The sequence below is a fragment of the Nonomuraea aridisoli genome, assembly GCF_003236395.1.
Lineage (GTDB): Bacteria > Actinomycetota > Actinomycetes > Streptosporangiales > Streptosporangiaceae > Nonomuraea > Nonomuraea aridisoli.
In genome coordinates this window covers 1-21799 of record NZ_POUD01000019.1, presented here as the reverse complement: position 1 = coordinate 21799, position 21799 = coordinate 1, and the positions used below count along the sequence as shown (strand labels likewise).

Sequence of the window (21799 nt, the reverse complement as noted above, 5' to 3'; positions counted from 1 at the left end):
AGCCTGACGAGACCGCCGGCCAATCCTCGACCCCGGTTGTGGGCCGGAAGAGGCCCGGCTCGGCGCCACATGCCCGACCCGCCGCCCGGTGAGCAGGCGATCAACGGCCATGAACGGTCGGCCGGGCGTTACGGCAGGACAAGAAGCCTCCGTGCGGTGCGGATTCGACATCTGCACCACATCGGAGGCTTCTCCCTTGATGCCTGCGCCTAGCCGTCGATGATCCGGTCGAGCCAGTCGCCCAGCAACTGGCTCTCGGAAGGGGTGAGGACCTTCAGGTCCGCGAGGGCGGCCCTCAGGGTGATGGCGCCGGCCACGACGTCGTGCCCGGTCCGCGTGGCGTCGGCAGTGACGGGCTCGGTGATCGCCTGGATGACCGCTTCGCGGACGATCCGGGCGGCGTCCATGTCACGCTCCGCCTCCGGCGTGGCGATCAAGGCCAGCGTGGTGCCACGGCCGGCCGAGTGGATCACGCGCGCCGCCCGCTCCTCCGGGACGCGGAGCCGACCGGCCAGGGCGACACGGTGCACCAGCGTGGCGAGGATCTCGGCGGCCTGCTTCGCGCCGTCGGGCTCGGCGCCTGCTCGCGGGCTCCCGTAGATCAGCGAATACAGCGTGGGCTCGGCGAGACCGAACCCGACGTGCAGATCCCAGCCGCGCCGCAGGTCCTCCACGGGGTCGCCGCTCGGTGTCATGCCGCGCTTCTGGGCGAGGTACGTCATGAGCCCTCGACTGGCCACGGCGTCCAGCAGACCCTGCTTGTCACCGAACAGCCGGTACAGGATCGGCGCCTGCACGCCGGCGGCCTTGCAGACCGCCCTGGTCGAGACGGCGTCCCTTCCCTCGCGCGCCAGCAGCTCCGCCGCGACGTCGAGGATCATCTCCCGCTTGTTCTTGCTGGACATGTATCGATGCTAACAGGGCTTCGACGTAGTCGATAACTCTTCTGCTAACAGGCTCTTGTTATCGGATCGATGACAGTGTTAACTGGCAATCGTTAGCACCTGCCGCAAGGGGGAGTGTACATGAGTACCGCATCACGCATCGCCATCGTGACCGGAGGTTCGCGGGGTATCGGCCGCGCCGTCGCCTCGAGGCTCGCCGCCGCAGGTCAGGACGTCGCCGTCGTCTACGCGTCCAACGACAAAGAGGCGGACGCCGCCGTCGGCGAGATCGAGGCGGCCGGCGCCCGCGGGATCGCGCTGCAGGCCGATGTCGCCGACGAGGCCGCGGTCACCGCCGCCTTCGACACCGTGGAGCGGCGCCTCGGCCCCGTCGACGTCGTGATCAACGCGGCCGGTGTGATGGCGCTGCAGCCGACCCGCGAGCTGGACCTGGCCGAGCTGGACCGGCAACTGCGCACCAACGTGCGGGGCACGTTCGTCATGGCGAAGGAGGCCGCCCGCCGCATCCGGCCCGGTGGCGCCATCGTCGCCTTCTCCACCAGCATCACCCGCCTGCGCTTCCCGACCTTCGGCGCCTACGCCGCGACGAAGGGGGCGGTGGAGGCCCTCGTCCCCATCCTGGCCAAGGAACTGGGCGGCCGCGACGTCACGGTCAACGCGGTGGCGCCGGGCCCGACGGCCACGGAGCTGTTCTTCGACGGCAAGACACAGCAGGACATCGACCGGATCGCCGCCATGAACCCGATGAACCGGCTCGGCACCCCGCAGGACATCGCCGAGGTCGTCGCCTTCCTGGCCGGGCCCGGCCGGTGGGTCAACGGCCAGGTCGTGTTCGCCAACGGCGGCGCCGCCTGACCCCGCACTCGACCATCTAGGAGGGACTCTCATGGAGACGCGTACCAGCACCACGCCGGCCACCACCGTGGCTCGGCCCGCCGCCGGACCGTTCGCGGCCTTCACCGCCATCGCGGCCGTGGTGGCGGCCGTGGCCGCCTACAGCAGCACAGCCCTGGGCCTGGAGGCGTGGGTCATGTTCGCCGGCTGGGTGGCGTGGTTCACCCGGCCCACCTCCACCCGTCTCGGCATCCACGCCGTCATCTGCCTCTGGCTCGGCATGGTGCTCGCCGTGCTCGGCCACACCATCGTCGGGCTCACCACGCCCATCGCGGGCGCCGTGGCCCTGCCGCTCGCGGTCTTCGTCCTGGCCACGGTCGTGGTCGGCCTGCGCACGACGCCCGTGCTCAACAACATGCTGGCCTGGTTCCTCGGCATGGTCACCTTCTTCGCCGCGGAACCCGAGCACACGCTCCCCGGACTGCTCACCCTGATCGCCGGTAGCGCCCTGGGCGCCTTCGCCGGCTTCGCCTGCCAGCGGCTGCAGCACCGGTTCGCCACGTGACGGCCCGAGCGGGGGCGGCGCGCCGTCCCCGCTCGCCCGACCAACCCTAAGGACAGATAAGCCATGCTCCTCATCCCACGCACCGGCCGCGGCCTCGGCGCGGTCGCCGCTCTCGTCAGCGTCCTGGTCCTGCCCGGTTGCGCCACCCCGGAGTCCAGCGCGTCACAGGACGGCACGCCGGAGTCCGGCCCGTCGCGCAACAGCACATCCGAGCCCCGCGCGCCACAGAACAGCACAGCCCAGGTCACGCACGGCCTGGTCCCCGGAGAGGTCACCGAGATCGCCGGCGGCCTGACCATGCCCTGGGGCCTGACGTTCCTCCCGGACCGCTCCGCCCTGGTGTCCGAGCGGTCGACGGGACAGATCCTGCGCATCCGGCAGGGCCGCGATCCCGAGCCGATCGGCACGGTTCCCGGCGTCGAGGTGACCTCCGAGGGCGGCCTCCTCGGCCTGGCCGCCTCACCGTCCTTCGACAGCGACCGCACCGTCTACGCCTATGTGTCGGCCTCGCCCACCAACCGCGTCGTGGCACTGCGCCTCGCCCACGACCTGCGCTCCCTGCGCCAGGAGCGGGTGATCCTCGAGGGCATCGAAACCGCCGACCGCCATCACGGCGGACGCCTGCGCTTCGGGCCCGACGGCAACCTCTGGATCGGCACCGGCGACGCCTTCTCACCCGAGAACGCGGCCGACGACGCGTCACTGAACGGCAAGATCCTGCGGATCCGCCCCGACGGATCCGTGCCGCCGGACAACCCCTCGGGGACCGTCATCTACTCCAGCGGCCATCGCAACGTGCAGGGCATCGCGTTCGGCCCCGACGGCACCGCCTACGCCTCCGAGCTCGGCCACCGCACCTGGGACGAGCTGAACGTGCTGCGCCCCGGACGCGACTACGGCTGGCCCGAGTCCGAAGGACAAGAGGGCTCGCACGGCGAACGCCCGCTGTTCACCATCCACCCCGACGACGCCTCGCCGTCCGGCATCGCCGTCGCGGGCGGGGCCGTCTGGATGGGCGCGCTCGGCGGGCAGCGGCTCTGGCGCCTGCCCGTCGACGGACCCCGGGCGGACGGCGACCCCGTCGCCTACTTCACCGAGCGCTACGGACGGATCCGCACGGTCGAGCCGGCACCCGACGGCTCCTTGTGGATCACGACCTCCAACACCGACAGAGCCACCTGGGGCGGCACCGACGCCCGCCCCGGCGACGACCGGATCCTGCGCGTCGAACTCGTCCCCGCCACCTCCTGACCCGAACGGAGAACCGCCATGTCCACCGTCCTCATCACCGGCGCCGCCACCGGCATCGGCCACCTCACCGCCCAGGCACTCACCCGCGCCGGGCACACCGTGTGGGCCAGCATGCGCGACCCCTACGGGCGGGACGACGTGCATCGCCAGGAACTGCTCGACTTCGCCGCACAACACGGCGGGACACTGCGCGTCGTCCCGCTCGACGTCACCTCGCAGGAATCGGCCGACGCGGCCGTCGCCACCGTCCTGCGGGACGGCGGCGACCTCGACGTCGTGATACAGAACGCGGGACACCTCTACGTCGGATACACCGAGGCGTTCACCGCCGAGGACATCGCCCACCTCCTCGACGTCAACGTCATCGGCGCGCACCGGGTGAACCGGGCGGTCCTGCCTCACCTGCGCGGCCGCGGCGGCGGCACCCTGCTGTACGTCGGCAGCACCATCATCGTCACCACGCCGCCCTTCCTCGGCCCGTACGCGGCGTCCAAGGCGGCCTTCGACACCCTGGCGGTGGCCACGGCGTACGAGGCGAACCCGTTCGGCATCGAGACCTGCATCGTCATGCCGGGCGCGATCACCAAGGGCACCCAGCATTTCCCGAACGCCACCCGAGCCGCCGACGCAGCCGTCTCGGCCGCCTACGCCGAGCTCGACCCGCTGGTCGCACGCAACGAGGAGGCGACCTCCGCGCTCTTCGTGCCCGGAGTCGACCCGAGCCCCGTCGGAGTCGCCGACGAGATCACCCGTATCCTCGCCCTCCCGCACGGCGGCAAGCCCTTCCGCACCGTCATCGACTACACGCAGGCCGGCGTCGAGGCGGTCAACGACGTCGCTCGCCGCACGCGCGAGAACTTCGTCCACCGCATGGGGTTCGGCGAATTGCTAACCCCGCGGCAACGGCACACCGCAGACCTGCCCGTCACCGGCTCGCCGAACTCCTGAGGGCCGGTCACCAGCGCCTATAACCGACAGGCGCGGACGCACGTACCGAACGCTCAGCTGCGCCCCACCTCCCCTGAGAAGCCCCTGAACAGGGATCCCTGGTTCAGGGGCTCTTCGGTTCGCCGGTCGCGTTAGGGGAGCCGGCGCGGTGCTGTCTCCTGCTGGGCCTTCGACACCCGCTTCCTGGATGGGTGGTGTGCCACCTCAACGGCCGCGACCAGGCTCCCGCCGCTTTCGAACCATGCCCGCGGCCTTTACGGATTCCGCGGTCTCTACGGATTCCGGGGCACAACGCTCTGCAGCTTCGCGACGGCCACATCGCGGCCGGACACGCTCGGTCAGCGGTGCGCTCAGAATCCGATCAGCTCCGGTGCGTCGCCGGCGGACCGGAGTATGCCGGGCAGGACGGTACGCAGCCGTTCGATCTCCTCCGCCGGCAGGTCGAGGAGCACCTCGAAACACGTCTCCGTCTCCAGCGCGTCGGCCGCCTCGGCGGTCAGCTCGAGCCGCAGCACCGTGCCGTCCACGGCGAGAGAGCGTACGCCCTCGCCCGTGGCGCGCATGCGGTCGCGGATGATCCAGCAGTCCTCGCCGGCCGACGCGACGGCGAAGTGAGCCTCCTTGGGCGCGTCGGTGTCCCGAACCAGCACGGCGAGGTGCCGGTGGCGCTTCTCCTTGTGCTGGAAGCCGCGGGCGGTCATGGCCGTGGCCGGGACGTAGGACAGGTCGCCGCTGATCGACGGCGGAGGTGGCGGTGGCTGATCGTTGTGAGAGCCACGGAGCCACTGGCCGTGTGTGTCGCCCCCCATGGGCAGCGTGAGCGGCGGCGCGGTCGGCAGCGCGTCCAGCAGCCAGCCGGGCGCCTCCTGGCGGGGGAACACGGTCAGCTCCGCCAGCGCCGCCACGGGCGGCACCTCCGCGAACGGCGGCCCGGAGGCGTCGACCCGGCCGGTGTAGCCCCGGCCGCCGGGCGCGAACCACAGCTCGCAGGTGAACCAGGTGCCGTGCCCAGACGTACAGGACACCTCCCGCATCCGCCGGAACGGCTCCTCCATGCCCTCGACAACGATCTCCCGCCCATCGCAGGTGACGGTCGTCAGCGCGTACGCACCCACCTGGCCACGGCGGACGACAAGCTCCGACCAGCCCTCCCCGGCCGCGGCCCGGGCGAGATCACCGACGGCCATCCGCATCGCGTGGGCTTCGTCCCGCCGGGACGACCAGCGCTTGTTACGCGTGGAATCCATCCTCATCCTTCCCGCCCACCGGTGCCGCCGGCACCGAGAGCGCCCTGACACCCACTCAAGGAACCGGCAACAACGGACCCAGACCCGCGCTCGCCAGCAGCGTGACCACCCTCAGCAGCGGTAACCCCGTCCTCGACCACGGCCCGGCCGGGGTTTGGAGCGGTCATGACGCCGGCGAGGGGCCGCTTCGTTCGGTCGGGGGTCAGAGGGCTGGGATTGTTACAGGGTCTGGGAGTGGCTGGTCGGGTGCTGTGGGGGTGTGGCGGACGGCTTGCAGGAGGCGGTTGCCGGGACGGTCGTTGACGAGGGCGATCATCTCGTGCAGGTCGCCGGTGAGGTTTCTGTCGTTCTCCAGCTCCGTGATCCTGGAGCGGATGACGGAGTGGATGCGGGCGGTGCCGGTTCCGAGGCGGGGTGGCGGAGCGCCGTCGTCGATGCCGCGGACGACCAGGTCGACGCCCTGGGCGCTCATCAGGTACTGCACGGCCAGGACGGTGTCGAGCCGGTCCTGGTTCGCCAGCAGGTTGCGCAGGGACGCCATCGCCATGCTGTTGTGGTCCTCCTGGCCGTCCTTGGCGGGCCGCGACAAGGTCCCCGACGGGAACGTCCGTACCTGCATCTCCGGGATCAGCGCCGTGGCGACGGTCTGGAGTTGCACCATGCCGGAGTTGAGCCCCACCGGCCCACCGGCCAGGTTGGCCGGCAGGCCGTGATTCCACCTGCTGGACAGCAGCCGGGCCGACAGCTCCTGCGACAGCACGCCCACGTCGGCGAGCCCGGCGTTGAGCGCGTCGAGGCTGTGGCCCATGACGGCCCCGTCCCAGTTGCCGCCCATCACGAACTCCACCTGGCCGTCGCCGTCCCGGAAGAGCAGCGGGTTGGAGGTGGAGGCGTTCAGCTCCTGGCGGAGGACCCGCCGGGAGTGGGCGAGGTTCTGCCGGAGCGAGGCCAGGATGTGCGGCGCCGCGCGTACCGACACCGCGTCCTGGATCCGGTCGGTGTCGTCGGGGTTGAACCGGACGCGGGTGCGGTCGGTCATGAACTCGCTGCCCCGCACCAGGGCCCGCAGCCGCGCGGCGACCTGCTCCTCCTCGGGGATCGCGCGTTCGGCGTGGGTACGCGGGTCCAGCGAGCCGGCCTCGGCCCTGGTGGCCTCCATGAACAGGGCGAACGCGCCCTCGGCGTGGTCGGCCTGCGCCTCGGCCCGGCGCAGCGCCGCCACGTGCCCGGCGGCGACGACCGTGCTGCCGCTCACGATCGGCAGCGCCTCGCCCATCTCCAGCTCCAGCGGCGCGATCCCCGCCTCGCGGAGAATCTCCGCGGCGGAGGCGACCTTGGTGGCCTGCCCAGGCCGCCGCAGGCTCGCGCACGCCCCGGCGCCTCCGGTGGCCACCAGCCCGGCCACCGCCATCGGCTGCAGGTCTCCGGAGCCCAGTGAGCCGACCTGCGGCAGCACGGGGGTGACGCCCTTGTTCACCAGCTCGAGGAGTTTCGCGGGCAGTTCGGGCCGGACGCCCATGTGGCCGCGCGCCATCTGGTTGGCACGGATCACCAGGGCCAGCCGGGTGATCGCCCCGTCGAGCACCGGCTCCGTCGCCACCCCGTGAGAGGCGAGGATCCGCCGCTGGAACTCCGCGGACTCCTCGACGCTGATCGGCCTGTCCTTGAGCGGGCCGAGGGCCTGGTTCCACCCGTACACGCGGGGCGGCGGCGGGTCCTGCCGCGTCACCAGCGCCACCGCGTCCTCGCGATAGCGGCGCATCGTCCGTACGGCCTGCGGGTCGAGCCGCACGCGCAGGCGCGGCGCGGTCAGCACCGCGAAGGCGTCCTCGACCGTGAGGCTCCCGCCGTCGAGGCGCAGCGAGACCACCGGGCCGTCGGGGAGCCGCGGCGGGTCGACGCGCAGGTCCCGGCAGTCGGCGATCGAGACCGGCCGCGCCGCCGCGCCGGCCGGGGCGGCGAGGGCGGGAGAGGTTCCGCCGGCCATCAGCAGAGCGCAGCCGATCAGCCCTCTGTACACACTCATGCGGTCACCTTGGAGATCGTCGACGACGTGCGGCCTCGTCATACCCCGGCGCAGGTCAGCAGGGTGGTTCGGAGAGGTAAACGCTCAGAACGCCAGGATGACCACCGTGGAGACGTAGATGACGAGCAGCAGCACGCCCTCGAACCCCACCCGCGCCCATTCGCGCCGCTGCCGGACGAGCATGCCGCCCAGGAGCACGGCGGTCATGAGCAGCGCGGCCGTGGTGAGGAAGAGCTGATCGGGCTGCGCCGCGTGGAACAGGGATCCGCCGCGGAAGGCGATGTCGCCCACGACCAGGTTCAGCGCGTCGAGGCTGTTGCCCCCGATGACCGCCGCGATGGCCAGCGTCATGGCGCCCCTGCGTACGGCGGCCACCGCGGTGATCGACTCGGGCAGCGCGTTCACCACGCCCATGAAGATCGCGCCCACCACGCCGGCGCTCAGCCCGGTCAGCACCACCAGGTCCTGCGCCGCCTCGGCCACCGCCCAGCCGCTCGCCACGACCAGCAGCGCCACCGCCGCGAACTCCGCCCACACCAGCCAGACGCGGCGCCGGCCGAGCGCGCCGTGGTCGGAGGGCCTGTCCGGCCTGATCTCGCGCGTGGTCACGGCCCGCCACATCTCCGGCCGGCCGTGGATGATCTTCAGCCCGCCCGCGTACCCGGCGACCATGATCACCGACGCCGGATGCACGCCGAGCACGGTGACCTCCGGGCTGAACGACGCCAGCAGCGCGACGCTGAGCAGCACGATCAGCAGCCAGCCGAACAGCAGGTTCTGCGCCGAGGCGGCGGCGTGCTCGAGGTTGGCGCGCCGGTAGGCGACGTCCGCCGCCACGATCGCCACGGTCTGGGCCGCGATCCCGCCGACCGCGTTGCTGTAGGCGAGCTGCGCCTGCCCGTCGGCCGCGCTCACCGCCGTCATGGCTATCCCCGACAGCGAGGTGGCGGCGCCGAAGAACACCGCGCCGAACAGCGCCTCACCCCAGCCCGTACGGTCCGCCAGCGCGTCCCCGAGACCGACCAGCCGCACGGTGCACACCATGGTGACCACCGCAGCGAGCACGAAGACCGCGATGGCCAAGCCCAACGGCCACGTCTGACCCGTGATCGGCAAAACCGTCCTCCACCGGCGTGAGCGTCGTTTCCCGCCGGCCGTTCGTCACGGAACGGGCGGCCGAGGTGACCCAGTACCCGGAAGTCCGTGACCATCACCAAGAAGTGACAAATACCGATCTACGCCGTGCGGCCGACGAAGAACCAGACCGCCTTGCCGCCCCTGGCCGCCGTGACACCCCACTCGTCGGCGAGCGCGGCGACGATCTGCAGGCCGCGCCCGGAAAGCGACTCGACGTCGGGGGAGCGCGGCCGCGGCTCGCCCTCGCCCGGATCGAAGACCTCGCCGTAGAGGCGGTCGCCGCGGTCCTCCAGGCGCAGCGCGTACGCCGAACCGCCGTACCGCACGGCGTTGGTGGCCAGCTCGCTGACGATGACCAGGCAGTCGTCGGCCTCGTGCCCGCGTCCCCAGCGAACGAGCTCCGCACGGATCAGGGAGCGCGCCTCACCGACAGCGGCCGGGACGGACGGGAGCAGGCACTCCACCGTGTGGATCGGAGGGGCGGACAGGGGCCCGGGGGGAAGGGCCATCAGCATCACATCTCTCGGTTGGGAGCGCTCCCAATACCACGATAAACGCTGATGTTCACTCTTGGGAATCCGCCGCGGACACAATTGTTGCGCGTACGAGTCAGGGGATGCGGGCCAGGGCGCCGTAGTTGCCGGAGGCGGCCGGTTCGGCGGCGCAGGCGACGGTGGAGCCGTCAGGGCGCCACCGCGGCACCCAGACCAGGCCGGGCTCCACCAGGTCGAGGCCCTCCAGCAGCGATTCGACCTCCTCGCGCGAGCGGATGGCGAGGCGGGGCAGCGTCATCGCGAGCAGGTCGCGGATCGCCGGCAGGAGCTCGGCCGGCACGCCGTCGAAGGTCGTGTGCAGCAGGCCGAGGAAGCTGCCGGGCGCCGCCGTGTGCCGCAGCCGCTTGACGACGTAGTGGGCGTACTCGTCCTCGTCGAGGCAGTACGCGGACAACAGCAGGATCGCCACCGGCCGGTCCCAGTCGAGGTACGTCTGCACGACGTGGTCGTGGAGCATCTCGTCGATCTCCCGCACGTCACCGTCGACCACGCGGACCAGGTCGGTGAAGGGCTCCACGGTGGCCTGCGCCATGGTCACGACCATCGGGTTGTTCTCCACGTACACCACCCGCAGGTCACGGGCGGCGGCGGCGCGGCGCGCGACGTCGTGCAGCAGGAGCCCGTCCGGCAGGCCGGGGATGCCGCTGCCCACGATCATGAACTGGTCGACGCCCTCGTCCGCGGCCAGGTGGCGGATCATCCGGGTCAGGAACTCCAGCACGGCGCGGGCCGCGTTCGTGAGGGCCGGGGTCGCCTGGTCGAAATGGCGCACCGTGTCCCTGTCCGCCAGGAAGTTGTTCTTCCCGCCGGCCGCCGCGTCGAAAATCCGCGTGATTCTGGCTTGCGTCGTATCGAGCTTGGCCAAGTTTCGGACAGCACGTTGGTGCATGAGCGTCGCCCCTTTCCCCTCGCCGCCGTCTTCTCCTGGAAGCGATCTATGGACCTCACTCGATGACTCTGACCATATGTTCCAACAATTCCAGTCAATGACAATACGATAGACCGGTTATTTCAGGAAATGTTTGTTACCCGAATGCGCGCACAGCCCCTCGCCGGGAGCGCCGCACCACGCGCTGGTGACCGTCCTGACCTGCGCGTTTCCTCATGAGATACGAGCCACCGCGACGCCCGAATGATCGTTCTCCAGGGGCGGCCAGGGTTCTGGGGCGGTCGCTGGTACCGATGGGAGGATTGGGACAAGGTCACTCCAGATTCGTTCCCTGTGTCAAACAGGCACGATCCTTGAATGCCGGAATGGGTGTGGCGAATTTCGCGATCTTCCTAGCAGCTTGAACGTGATCTCCAGGCGGTGACTGCACCTCGATTTGACGCCGCCCCGCAGGGACCGGTAACGTCCCCCACCCCTGGCGACGCCTTCGGAGCCGCGGGTGGGGGTCCATCCCCACCGGCTCTCTGGAGGACCGATGCCCGGCGACCCCACGTTCCGGCAGCGCGATTTCCGCCTGCTCCTTCTCGGCCAGACCACCAGCCAGCTCGGCGCGCAGGTGAGCACGGTCGCCATCCCGCTGCTCGCCGTCGTGACCCTGCATGCCTCCCCGCTGCAGCTCGGCCTCGTCACCGCGTCGGGGACGGTCGCGTTCGCGCTGATCGGCCTGCCCGCCGGCGCCTGGCTCGACCGGTGCCGCCGCCGCCCGGTCCTCGTCGCCGCCGACCTCGTACGCGCGGCGCTCCTGGCCACGATCCCCGTGGCGGCCCTGCTCGGCGCGCCGTCCCTCACCCACCTCGTGCTCGTCTCGCTGCTGACCGGCGCCGCCCGCGTCTTCTTCGACGTCGGCTACCAGAGCTACCTGCCCGCCGTCGTCGGCAAGGGCGGCCTGCTCGCCGGCAACGCGGCCATGGAGACCATCCGGGCCGGCGGTCAGCTGGCCGGCCCGGGGATCGGCGGCTGGGCGGTCACCCTCGCCGGCGCCGCGAACGTGGTGCTGATCCAGGTCGCCGCGTTCGTCGTGTCGGCGGCGTCACTCCTGGCCATCAGAACCCGCGAACCGGCCGTCCCTCCCCGGCCGCAGGGGGAACGGCTCGGCACGGAGATCCGCCGCGGCCTGGCCTTCGTCCTGCGGACCCGGCTGCTGCGCGCGACCCTGCTGACCAGCGCCGCCGGCAACTTCTCCTTCGGCGTCGCCTCGGCGGCCGGCTTCGTCTTCATGGTGCGCACGCTCGGCCTGCCGCCCGCGGCGATCGGGGCCGTGCTCGCCGCGGGCTCGGCCGCCGTCATGATCGGCGCGGCCCTCACGCCCCGCCTCGCCCGGCGCTTCGGCTCGGCACGGATCAGCTGGCTCTCGCTGGCCGTCACCGGCCCCGTCGCGCTGCTCGGACCGCTGGCGCAGCCCGGGTGGGGGATCATCGTGTTCCTGATCGGCGCCGCGGCCGGTGAGCTCGGCCAGATCGTCTACGCGGTCACCAACGTCACCCTGCGCCAGCGCCTGTGCCCCGGGCACCTGCTGAACAGGGTCAACGCCACCATGCGCTTCTTCATGATGGGCCTCTTCCCCGTCGGAGCCGTCCTCGGCGGAGTCCTAGGGGAGACGGCCGGACCGCGCGCCACGCTGTGGGCGGCCGCCGTGATCGTCCTGCTCTCCCCGCTGCCCCTTCGCGCCGCCCTGCGCGGCATCCGCGACGTCGAGGAACTGCCCGCCTGGAAACAGGCGCTGTAACAACGATTCATTCTCGCCCTCATCGGCGGGCAACGTGCCGCACCCCATCCTGAGGCAGTTCGCGCCAACGGATGGGGTGTCATGACACACCTCGTAGACGACTCCGTCATCCCCCACGATCCCCGGCCCGTCGACGACGTCCGCCCCGCGGGATCCACGTTCTCCCGGCTCCTCCGATTCGCCCTGGCCAACCTGCGGCGCAGACCGGAACGGGCGCTGCTGTCCGTGCTCGGCATCGGCGAAGGTCCCGGACGCCTGGATTCTCTGGGCCGCTCGGGTCGGCGACTCCGGATGGGCCGGCCATGGCGCTGGACGGCCTCGCCGTCGTCGCGGCATGGGCGACGGCCGCGGCTCTTGCCCAAGGAAGCGGGTGCGGGAGTTGCCAAGTAAGATACCCCCTGGGGTATAGTCTCGGCATGGAGATGAACGAGAGCATGGTGGGCGACGCGCTGACCCGGCTGAAGCGGGCGCATGGCCAACTCGCCGGAGTGATCGCGATGATCGAGGCGGGCGAAGACTGCACGAAGGTGCTCACCCAGCTCGCCGCCGTCTCCAAGGCGCTCGACCGCGCCGGCTTCAAGATTGTCGCGACCGGCCTGCGGCACTGCCAGGACGCCCAGAGTCGCGGCGACCAGCCTCCCATGAGCGTGGCCGAGCTGGAGAAACTCTTCCTCGCCCTGGCCTGACACCCGCGGCCGTGGACTCCGCGGCCGTCTTTTTTGACCTGAAGATACCCCCCGGGGTATAGAGAGGAGCAGAATGACATGGAAGTCACGTCATTCCGGACCCACGGCCTGGGTGACCAGACCTACCTGTTGACCCACGAGGGCAAGGGCGTCCTCGTCGATCCTCAGCGCGACATCGACCGGTTCTTGAACGCCGTCGCCCAACACGACGTGGACCTGCGGTTCGTGCTGGAAACCCACCTGCACAACGACTATGTCTCCGGCGGTGAGCAGGCCGCGTTGCGCAGCGGCGCCGAGCTGGTGCTGCCGGCCGCCGCGGCGGCCGCCTACCGGCACACGCCCGCCTTCCACCTGGAGGAGATCGGGAGCGGCGGCCTGACCATCCGGCCGCTCCACACACCGGGCCACACCCCCGAGCACACCAGCTACCTGGTGTTCATCGAGGGCGAGCCGGTGGCCCTGTTCTCCGGCGGCAGCCTGCTGGTCGCCTCGGCCGGGCGTCCCGACCTGCTGGGCCCCGAACGCGCCCGCTCTCTGGCCCGCCTCCAGCATCTCTCGGTGCGCCGCCTTGCAGCGCTGCCGCCCGCCGTCGCCCTGTACCCGACGCACGGTGAGGGCTCGTTCTGCACCGTCGCCGGCGTCGGCCGCCTCACCTCGACCGTGGGGGAGGAGCTAAAAACCAACCCGCTGCTGGCCCTCGCCGATGCGGAGGAGTTCGCCGATCGGCTGCTGGCCGAGCCGATGCCGATCCCGGCCTTCTACCGGCATGTGGGCCCGGCCAACATCCTCGGGGTACCGCCCATGCCGCTCGTCCGGGTGCGCGAGGTGGACGAGCCGGTGGCGGGCACGCACGTCGTCGACATCCGGCCGCGGCGGACGCAGGCCCTCGGCATGCTGCCCGGCTCGTACGGCATCGAGCTCGACGATGACTTCGGCAGCTGGGCGGGCTGGCTGCTGCCGTACGCCGAGCCGATCACGCTGGTCGCCGAGCCCGGCCAGGACGTCGCCGAGGCCGTCACTCAGCTCGCCCGGATCGGCATCGACACCGTCCAGGGCGTCGTCCGCGACCTCGGCCCGCACGCCGGCCAGACGTACGAGCTCGCCGGACTCGACGACTTCGTTGAAAGGCTGACTCAGCCGGACGCACAGGTGCTGGACGTCCGGATGCCCGAAGAGCGGGAGCAGACGCGGCTGGAGGGCGCCGTCGAGCGCTTCCTGCCCGACCTGTTCGCCGGCGGCGTGCCCGGCGAACTCGACCAGGCCCGGCCGGTCCTCGTCGCCTGCGCCTCCGGCCGCCGTGCCGCGATCGCCGCCGGCTTCCTGGCCCGAGAAGGCTACCGGCCGATCGCGCTCACCGGCGCGGGCGTTCCCGAGGTCGCCGCCGCCCTCGGGAAGCCCGAACGCGCCTGATCTCGTCCATGAGTTCCCAGAACATGCCGACAACATCGGAGAGACTCTCGTGTCACGAATAGACGCCGCCTCCGCCCGCTCGCTGATCGCGGCCGACCCCGACGTCCTCATCGTGGATGTGCGCACCCCGGCCGAGTTCGAGTCCGCGCACATCGACGGCGCCATCAACCTGCCACTCGACCAGGTCGACGCCTACCTGCGACGCATCGTCAGCGACGCCGGCGGGCGCATGCTGCTCATCTGTCAGTCCGGCGCCCGCGCCGAGCGCGCCAGGTCGGCGCTGACCGGCGCCGGCCTGGCCGACGTCGCGGTCCTGGACGGGGGCATGAACGCTTGGATCGCCTCCGGCGCGCCGGTCGACCGCGGCAGGGTGCGTTGGTCGCTCGAGCGGCAGGTCCGGCTCGTGGCGGGAGGCGTCGTGCTCGCTTCCGCCGTGGCCGGCCTCTGGTTCTCGCCCGCAGGGCTGATCGCCGCGTTCATCGGGGCGGGCCTGACGGTGGCGGCGCTCACTGATACCTGTGCCATGGGCATGCTGTTGTCCAAGCTGCCCTACAACCGCGCCGGCGGGGTGAACGCCGAGGCCGCCATCGCCCGCCTGCGTCAGGGGGCATCCCGCTCGGGTGCTTGCTGTACGAGGGCTTGACCATGACCTTTGTATACCCCAGGGGGTATCATTGATCGCCTTGACCCTCGCCGCCGCCGCCGTGGTCGGTGTGACACTCGGCCTGTTCGGCGGCGGAGGGTCCATCCTGACCGTTCCGGTGCTGGTCTACCTTGCCGGCGTGCCGGCCAAGCAGGCCGTCGCCATGTCGCTGTTCATCGTGGCCGTCACCAGTGCCGTCAGTGCCATCGGTCATGCGAGAGCCGGGCGCATCCGCTGGCGCACCGGTCTTGTCTTCGGCGTGGCCGGCATGGCGGGCGCGTACGGCGGTGGGCTGCTCGGCCCGTACCTACCCGAGGCGCTGCTCATGGCCGCCTTCGCGGCCATGATGCTCGCCACCGCCGTCGCTATGATCCGTGACCGCCGCATTCCGGCCGTCCCGCCCCAGCGGCGCGAGCTGCCCGTGCCGCACGTGATCGCCGAAGGCTTGGTCGTCGGCCTGGTGACCGGGCTGGTCGGCGCGGGCGGCGGGTTCCTCGTGGTTCCCGCGCTGGTCCTGCTCGGTGGCCTGCGGATGGGCGTGGCGGTGGGCACCTCGCTGGTCGTCATCGCCATGAAGTCCCTGGCCGGCCTGGCCGGATACCTGCACAGCGTGCCTGTCGACTGGTCACTGGCACTGCCGATGACCGCGGCGGGGGTGGCCGGTGGGCTTATTGGCGGCGCTCTGGCAAGCCACCTCGATGCTGATCGCCTGCGCAAGGCGTTCGGGTGGTTCGTCCTGGCCATGGGCGTCTTCGTCCTCGTCCAGCAGGCGCCGCCCGCGCTGCTGCACAGTCCCTGGAGCGCCGTGCCTGCCGGCATCGCGGCGGCGGCCGCCGCGATCGCGCTGAGGCGGAGACGCCGGCAGATCACGTGAGTGCTGGTGACGACCCTCCATGTAAGGGTGGATCCCGCAGGATGCGCCCGCCGGTCGGAGATCATCGCCCGGCTGCTGGGCGACCTGCGGCGGTTGGGCAACCGTGAACCCCGCCGGTCCTGTCGGACCTTTCTGGTCATTTCCCCGTTGCGCTTCTCGCCCTGCCCCCGGCCTCCGTTACCCCGGCTGACCATCAGGACGTCAGCAAGAGGGCGACAATGACGGGGAACACTCCTGCCGGCCAGAGGACTTCCGGGTGATGTCGGTCGAGTACACCGGCTTCACGCTGGAGCCGGCAGGCTTCCTCGACCGCGATCCCGCCGTCGACCTGGCCCCGACGAGTACGCCGCAAGGCCACTGCCACACCTGACGCCCAACCCCGTACCGCACCGACCGGCCCGGGAGGCGCGTGGCATGACCTTTAGGAGAAGTGTCACGTCGGCGTCCCCCTGGCGACATCTGATCGTCGGCCGCGATCGCTGCGATGGCCGGGTGATCTCCCCGAACGACCCCATGCGCCGCCGCGGCTTCCTCAGCGGCGTCGGCGCCATCGCGGGCCTGGCCGTCTTCAGCCAGGTCCCGCTCGAAGGCACCGCGCTCGCCGCCCCCGCCCTGCGCGGGGGCGCCTACCCGTTCACCCTCGGCATCGCCTCCGGCGACCCCACGCCCGACGGCGTCGTGTTGTGGACCCGGCTCGCGCCGGACCCGTTCAGCCCCGACGGCGGCATGCCGACCAGCGCGGTGCCGGTCGACTGGCAGCTCGGCCTGGACGAGAACATGCGCAAGGTCGTTCGTCAGGGCACCGTCTCGGCGCTGCCCGAGCTCGCCCACTCGGTGCACGTCGAGGTGGACGGCCTGGAGCCGGAGCGGCACTACTACTACCGCTTCCGCTACCGCGGCGACGTCTCCGAGGTCGGCCGCACTCGCACGGCGCCCCCGGAGCACGGAGGCCCCGGCGCGCTGAGCTTCGCCTTCGCCTCCTGCCAGGACTGGACGCACGGCTACTACGCGGCGTACCGGAGCATGGCCGAAGAGGACCTGGACCTGGTCGTGCACCTCGGCGACTACGTCTACGAGTACGGCGTGCCCGCCGACGGCGGCCTGCGCAAGGTCCCCACGCCCGACGTGCTCCGCGACGGCCCCCGCGACCTCGACCGCTGGCGCATGCAGTACGCCCTGTACAAGTCCGACCCCGACCTGCAGCGCACCCACGCCCGCTTCCCCTGGCTGGTCACCTGGGACGACCACGAGGTGGCCAACGACTACGCCGGCGCGTACGGCCCGATCGACGCCAACCGTGCCGCCGCCTACAAGGCGTGGTACGAGCACCAGCCCGTGCGCCGCCGCTCACTGCCCCGAGCCGACGGGTCGCTGCAGCTCCACGGCCGGACGAACTGGGGCCGGCTGGCGCAGATCGACCTGCTGGACACCCGCCAGTACCGCAGCGCGCCGCCGTGCGGCTGGGGCGAGGCGCCCGCGTGCGCGGCCGGCGACGACCCGGCCAAGGGCACCATGCTCGGCGCCGCCCAGGAGCGCTGGTTGCTGGACGGGCTGCGCGCGTCGAAGGCCCGGTGGAACGTGATCGCGACGAGCGTGATGATGGCGCGCCTCGACCACGACGGCCCCACCGGCGACATCATCTGGCACGACGCCTGGGACGGCTACCCGGCCTCGCGCCGGGCGATCACCGACACGTTCGTCTCCGCCAAGGTTCGCAACCCGATCCTGGTCGCCGGCGACTGGCACTCGACCTTCGTCAACGACATCCACCAGGACTTCGACCGGCCGGACTCGCCGGTCGTGGCGACGGAGTTCGTCGGCACGTCCATCACCACCAACGGCGACGACGAGGTCTACGGTCCCTACTACGGGCCGATGATCAAGTGGAACCCGCACATCAAGTTCTTCGACGGCGACCGCCGCGGCTACGTCACCTGCCGGGTGGACCGGCACCAGTGGCGCACCGACCTGCGCATGGTGCCGACCGTCAGCCGGCCCGACGCCGCCGCGGCGACGTTCGCCTCGTTCGTCGTCGAGGACCGCCGCCCCGGCGCGATCAGGATCTAGCCGCCGCGCGGCGCGACGCGACGACGTACGCCACGCTGAGGATCACGAAGAACGGCACGCCCGCCCACCACGCCGGCCGCAGCGAATCGATGAACAGCGTCGAGACCAGCACGGCCGCCAGGAAGACCATCACCACGGACGACGTCACCGGCGCCCCCCACAGCCGCACCGGCGACGCCGGCAGCCCCTGCGCCGCGCGGGAGCGCCGGAAGGCGTGGTGGGTGAGCAGGATCAGGAACCACACCACCAGCGCCCCGAACACCGACACCCCGAACAGCGCCAGGTACGCCTCGCTCTCGCTGGCCGCCGAGACGCCCGCGGCCAGCGCCAGCCCGAGCGCCGACAGCGCGAGCGCGTTGCGCGGCACGCCCGAGGCGCTGAGCCGGCCGGTCCAGGCGGGCGCGTACCGGTTGGCGGCCAGCGAGTGCAACATCCTGGTGGTCAGGTAGAGGTTCGTGTTGGCGCTGGACAGCGCGGCGGTCAGCACGACGAAGTTCATGACGGTCGCCGCCGCCGGGATGCCGGCCGCCGCGAACACCCGCACGAACGGGCTCTCGGTGACCTCGCCGCCCTGGGCGGTGGTCGTCCACGGCACCACGGTGAGCACGACCGAGATGGCCAGCACGTAGAACAGCGCCAGCCGGGTGACCATGCGGCGGGCGGCGCGCGGGATGTCGCGCACCGGGTTCTCCGACTCGGCGGCGGTCACCGAGACGGCCTCGGTCCCGATGTAGCTGAACAGCACGAACACCATGGCCAGGAACAGCCCGTTCACGCCGTTCGGCAGGAAGCCGTCGTGCGCGGTGAGGTTGGCGGTGCCGGTGGACTCCGCGCCGGGCAGGCCGACGGTGATGAGCAGCACGCCGAGCAGGATGAACACGACGATCGCCACCACCTTGATCATCGCGAACCAGTACTCGACCTCGCCGAACAGCTTGACCGCGACCGCGTTCACCGCCAGCACGACCGCCGAGAAGACGATGACCGGCAGCCACAGCGGCAGCGACGGCCACCAGAACTGCACGTAGATCCCCGCCGCGATCACCTCGCCGCCGATCGCGATGACCTGGATCGTCCAGTACGTCCAGCGCACCACGAACCCGGCCCACGGTCCAAGGTACCGGTGCGCGATCGCCCCGAACGCGCCCGCCTCCGGGTGGACGACCACCATCTCGGCCAGCGACCAGCCGATCACCAGGGCGACGCCCGCGCAGATGACGTAGGCGAGGATCGTCGCCGGGCCCGCCTGCGAGATCGCCAGGCTGGAGCCGAGGAAGAGCCCGGTGCCGATCGCGCCGCCCAGCCCGATCATGGTGAGCTGCCGGCTGGTCAGCCTGCGATGCAGGCCGGAGGTGGTGTCGATGTCCACGGATGACCTCTCGGGGGGATGATCACGCCTTACGGCAGGCGCGGATGGCGTCGACGACCGCGTCCACGTCGGAACGGTCGTTGTAGTAGTGGAAGGACAGCCGCAGCAGGTCGCCCCGCGGCGCCGTCCAGATGCGGCGCTCGGCCAGCCGCGCCGCCAGCCGGTCGGGGTCGGCGTCGAGGATCGCCACCTGCGGGCCGCGCGCCCCGGCCGGGCTCGCCACCCGCTCGCCGTCGGCCGTCAGCCGTTCGGCGAGTTCCTCGACCAGCCCCGACACGTGCGCTCGCACGTCGCGCAGGTCCACCCGCTCGATCAGGTCGAGCCCCGCGTTGGCCGCGTACGCCGACGGGACGGGCGGCGTGCCGGTCTCGAACCGGCGCGCGTCGTCCGGGAAGTCGAGCAGCCGCGGATCGAACGCGAACGGGTCCGTGCGGCCGAACCAGCCGGTCAGCTCGGGATCGCGCTGCGACTCCAGGCCGCCGCGTACGTACAGGAAGGCGATGCCGGGCAGGCCGAGCAGGTATTTCAGCGACCCGGCCACAAGGTAGTCGCAGCCCAGCCGGTCGACGTCGATCGGGACGACGCCGGCGCCCTGGTAGGCGTCCACGAACACCCGTGCGCCCCGCGCGTGCGCGATCCGCGCGACGTCCTCGACCGGGAGGCGGGCGCCGTTGCGGTAGGTGTGCAGCGGCACGGACACCAGGTTGACGCTCTCGTCGATGACGGCGTCGTACGCCTCCGCCGCGACGTTCTCGCCGGTGTCGGCCGCCACCGTGACCTTCGCGCCCCGTCTGCCCTGGGCCAGCCACACGTGCGCGATCGACGGGAACTCCAGATCGGTGGTGACGACGCCCGGACGACGCGACCAGTCGAGCGACGAGGCGGCCTGGTAGGCGGCCTCCGACGCGCACGACAACACGGCCACCTCGTCCGGCCGCGCGCCGATGAGCCGGGCGAAGCGCTCCTTGGCCCGGCCGACCTCGGCCATCCACCGCCCCCACGGCGCGCCCTGCTCCCGCAGCGAATGCCCGATCTCCTGCAGCGCGTACGCCAGCCGCGACGACAGCGCACCCTGGCTGCAGCTCGCGAGGTGGACGGCGTCGGCCAGGGAGGGGAACTCGGCGCGGAACTGACTGGCGTTCAACATCTCTGACATTTCGGGCACCCTATCCGTGGCTGTTTAACCAGGTCAATACATCTTTAATAGGATTGATCCTCACGAAGTCACCTATCGGCGGGTGAACTAGGATCAGCGGGTGATTGGCGCCAGGATCCGTGAGCTGCGTACCGAGCGCGGGCTGACCCTCGCCCAGCTCGCCGCCGCGGCCGGTGTGTCGAGCGGGCTGATCAGCCAGGTCGAGCGTGACCTGGCCGACCCGAGCCTGGAGACGCTCAGGAAGATCGCGAGGGTGCTGGACCTGCCGCTGTTCAGCCTCTTCCAGGAGCCGGCCGCCGCCGCGGTGGCCGTGGTCCGGCGGGAGGGGCGGATGCTCGTCAGGTCACCGGCCGGCGGCATCTCCTACACCAGGGTGTCACCCGGCCACGGGCGGCTGGAGGTGCTGGAGGGGTGCCTGCTGCCCGGCGGCTCGTCGGCCGCCGAGCCCTGGTCGCACCCGTCGGAGGAGTGCGTGCTCGTGCTGCGGGGGCGGCTCGTGGTGGAGGTGTCGGGCACGGAGCATCTCCTGGAGGAGGGCGACAGCTGCTCCTTCGACTCCTCGCTGCCGCACCTCTACCGCAACCCGGGCGAGGAGCCGGCGGGCTTCCTCGTCACCGTCACCCCGCCCAGCTACTGACCGGCGCTCAGTCCGCCCGGCGGCCGAGCGCGAGGTCGGTGGTGAACGTCATGTCCACGCCGTCGCCGATCAGCGCGGCGATCTCATCCAGCAGCGCCTCACGGACGCCGGCGTCCAGGACCTGGTACGCCGAGATCGACCGGACCAAGTCGAGGTAGCGGCCGGCGTCGTAGCGGCCGGTGTGCTCGTAGTGGCGCTCCTCAAGGTCGGTCCAGCGCGGGTCGCCGGTCAGCTCGTGATCGGCCTGGCGGGCGCGGACCTCGGTGCTGCGGTGCAGGCTGGAGGTGGTGATCTGGTAGCGCCGGTCGACGGCGGCGAGCTCGGCCCGCAGCGCGGGGTCGGTGACGACGTACTGGTTCCAGAAGACCGCGACCGCGCCCGAGGGGGCCAGGGCCGCGTGGGCGAGGTCCCAGCGGCGGTCGGGGTCGACCCAGTGCCAGGCCTGGGCGGAGTAGAGCAGGGCGAAGCGCCGGTCGGGCACGTACTGCTCGAAGATGCCGATCTCGACGCGGACGTCCGGGCACTTGGCGGTCAGCACGGCGGCCATGCGGGGGTCGGGCTCGACGCAGGTGAGGTCGGCGCCGGTGGTGGCCAGCAGGGCGGCGAAGCTCACCGTGGCCTTGCCGGTGCCGGCGCCCACCTCCAGCACGGGGCCGGGCGGCGCGTAGGCGAGCACGTCGGCGACGAGCCGGTCAGGGTAGCCGGGGCGGGCGGAGTCGTACTCCGCGGCGACGCTTCCGAACACCACGCTGCGCTCGCGGTCGACCGGCATGCTTTCCTCCTCGGGGAGCCGGGCTCGGGGGCCTGGACTCTGG

The 21799-nt window shown here is 71.5% G+C and carries 20 protein-coding genes and 1 pseudogene; 12 read left to right on the top strand and 9 right to left on the bottom strand.

Annotation, left to right across the window (positions count from 1 at the left end; genetic code table 11):
• Positions 1–209: 209 nt before the first annotated feature.
• A complete protein-coding gene (locus C1J01_RS07425; protein ID WP_111177409.1) occupies positions 210–905 on the bottom strand; it encodes a TetR/AcrR family transcriptional regulator in 696 nt (231 codons plus the stop codon).
• A 120-nt stretch (positions 906–1025) separates the two neighbouring features.
• Between C1J01_RS07425 and C1J01_RS07420 the strand changes: the two genes are divergently transcribed.
• The 4 genes from C1J01_RS07420 to C1J01_RS07405 all read left to right on the top strand — a co-directional run bounded on the left by C1J01_RS07420 (position 1026) and on the right by C1J01_RS07405 (position 4503).
• Positions 1026–1760: an SDR family oxidoreductase gene (locus tag C1J01_RS07420; protein WP_111177407.1), complete on the top strand. Its 735-nt coding sequence runs from the start codon at positions 1026–1028 to the stop codon at positions 1758–1760.
• A 31-nt stretch (positions 1761–1791) separates the two neighbouring features.
• Positions 1792–2304 carry a DUF1097 domain-containing protein gene (locus C1J01_RS07415; protein WP_111177405.1) on the top strand — a complete coding sequence of 171 codons (513 nt, stop codon included), beginning with the start codon at positions 1792–1794 and terminating at the stop codon, positions 2302–2304.
• A 63-nt stretch (positions 2305–2367) separates the two neighbouring features.
• A complete protein-coding gene (locus C1J01_RS07410) occupies positions 2368–3555 on the top strand; it encodes a PQQ-dependent sugar dehydrogenase (RefSeq protein ID WP_111177403.1) in 1188 nt (395 codons plus the stop codon).
• A gap of 18 nt (positions 3556–3573) precedes the next feature.
• The gene (locus tag C1J01_RS07405; protein ID WP_111177401.1) at positions 3574–4503 is read left to right on the top strand and encodes an SDR family NAD(P)-dependent oxidoreductase; all 930 of its coding nucleotides are present in this window, start codon (positions 3574–3576) and stop codon (positions 4501–4503) included.
• A gap of 350 nt (positions 4504–4853) precedes the next feature.
• Here the strand turns inward: C1J01_RS07405 and C1J01_RS07400 are convergent, their stop codons facing one another.
• From C1J01_RS07400 to C1J01_RS07380, 5 genes are all read right to left on the bottom strand, one after another.
• Positions 4854–5750 carry a hypothetical protein gene (locus C1J01_RS07400; RefSeq protein WP_146615486.1) on the bottom strand — a complete coding sequence of 299 codons (897 nt, stop codon included), beginning with the start codon at positions 5748–5750 and terminating at the stop codon, positions 4854–4856.
• Between the two features lie 202 nt (positions 5751–5952).
• Positions 5953–7776 carry an HAL/PAL/TAL family ammonia-lyase gene (locus C1J01_RS07395; protein ID WP_235854304.1) on the bottom strand — a complete coding sequence of 608 codons (1824 nt, stop codon included), beginning with the start codon at positions 7774–7776 and terminating at the stop codon, positions 5953–5955.
• Between the two features lie 84 nt (positions 7777–7860).
• Entirely contained in the window at positions 7861–8865 is a 1005-nt protein-coding gene (locus tag C1J01_RS07390) for a sodium:calcium antiporter (protein WP_235854303.1), read from the bottom strand.
• A 146-nt stretch (positions 8866–9011) separates the two neighbouring features.
• Positions 9012–9422, bottom strand: coding sequence for an ATP-binding protein (locus C1J01_RS07385; RefSeq protein ID WP_181448617.1), 411 nt, complete (start codon positions 9420–9422; stop codon positions 9012–9014).
• Positions 9423–9522: 100 nt separating this feature from the next.
• Complete coding sequence (locus C1J01_RS07380; RefSeq protein ID WP_235854302.1) at positions 9523–10332, bottom strand: SAM-dependent methyltransferase; 810 nt, start codon at positions 10330–10332, stop codon at positions 9523–9525.
• A 559-nt stretch (positions 10333–10891) separates the two neighbouring features.
• Between C1J01_RS07380 and C1J01_RS07375 the strand changes: the two genes are divergently transcribed.
• The 7 genes and pseudogenes from C1J01_RS07375 (at position 10892) to C1J01_RS07340 (ending at position 17822) form a co-directional block, all read left to right on the top strand.
• Complete coding sequence (locus C1J01_RS07375) at positions 10892–12142, top strand: MFS transporter (protein ID WP_111177392.1); 1251 nt, start codon at positions 10892–10894, stop codon at positions 12140–12142.
• Between the two features lie 416 nt (positions 12143–12558).
• Positions 12559–12828, top strand: coding sequence for a metal-sensitive transcriptional regulator (locus C1J01_RS07365; protein WP_111177390.1), 270 nt, complete (start codon positions 12559–12561; stop codon positions 12826–12828).
• Between the two features lie 78 nt (positions 12829–12906).
• Positions 12907–14238 carry an MBL fold metallo-hydrolase gene (locus C1J01_RS07360; protein ID WP_111177388.1) on the top strand — a complete coding sequence of 444 codons (1332 nt, stop codon included), beginning with the start codon at positions 12907–12909 and terminating at the stop codon, positions 14236–14238.
• A 49-nt stretch (positions 14239–14287) separates the two neighbouring features.
• On the top strand, positions 14288–14881 hold the full coding sequence (locus C1J01_RS07355) for a rhodanese-like domain-containing protein (RefSeq protein ID WP_111177386.1): 594 nt from the start codon (positions 14288–14290) through the stop codon (positions 14879–14881).
• A 40-nt stretch (positions 14882–14921) separates the two neighbouring features.
• Entirely contained in the window at positions 14922–15755 is an 834-nt protein-coding gene (locus C1J01_RS07350; RefSeq protein ID WP_438943100.1) for a sulfite exporter TauE/SafE family protein, read from the top strand.
• Positions 15756–15993: 238 nt separating this feature from the next.
• A pseudogene (locus C1J01_RS54255) lies at positions 15994–16125 on the top strand (copper amine oxidase); the annotation flags it as partial.
• A 122-nt stretch (positions 16126–16247) separates the two neighbouring features.
• Positions 16248–17822 (top strand): alkaline phosphatase D family protein, encoded by a 1575-nt coding sequence (locus tag C1J01_RS07340; protein ID WP_235854301.1) that lies wholly within the window; start codon positions 16248–16250, stop codon positions 17820–17822.
• Here the strand turns inward: C1J01_RS07340 and C1J01_RS07335 are convergent.
• Positions 17812–19191: an amino acid permease gene (locus tag C1J01_RS07335; RefSeq protein ID WP_220039782.1), complete on the bottom strand. Its 1380-nt coding sequence runs from the start codon at positions 19189–19191 to the stop codon at positions 17812–17814. The two genes, C1J01_RS07340 and C1J01_RS07335, sit on opposite strands and share 11 nt — an antisense overlap.
• 22 nt (positions 19192–19213) lie before the next feature.
• Complete coding sequence (locus C1J01_RS07330; RefSeq protein ID WP_111177381.1) at positions 19214–20347, bottom strand: aminotransferase class V-fold PLP-dependent enzyme; 1134 nt, start codon at positions 20345–20347, stop codon at positions 19214–19216.
• 100 nt (positions 20348–20447) lie between these two features.
• Here C1J01_RS07330 and C1J01_RS07325 point away from each other — a divergent pair, with 100 nt between their 5' ends.
• Positions 20448–20984, top strand: a complete 537-nt coding sequence (locus tag C1J01_RS07325) for a helix-turn-helix domain-containing protein (RefSeq protein WP_111177379.1) — start codon at positions 20448–20450, stop codon at positions 20982–20984.
• A gap of 7 nt (positions 20985–20991) precedes the next feature.
• Here the strand turns inward: C1J01_RS07325 and C1J01_RS07320 are convergent, their stop codons facing one another.
• Entirely contained in the window at positions 20992–21756 is a 765-nt protein-coding gene (locus C1J01_RS07320; RefSeq protein ID WP_111177377.1) for a methyltransferase domain-containing protein, read from the bottom strand.
• Between the last annotated feature and the right edge of the window lie 43 nt (positions 21757–21799).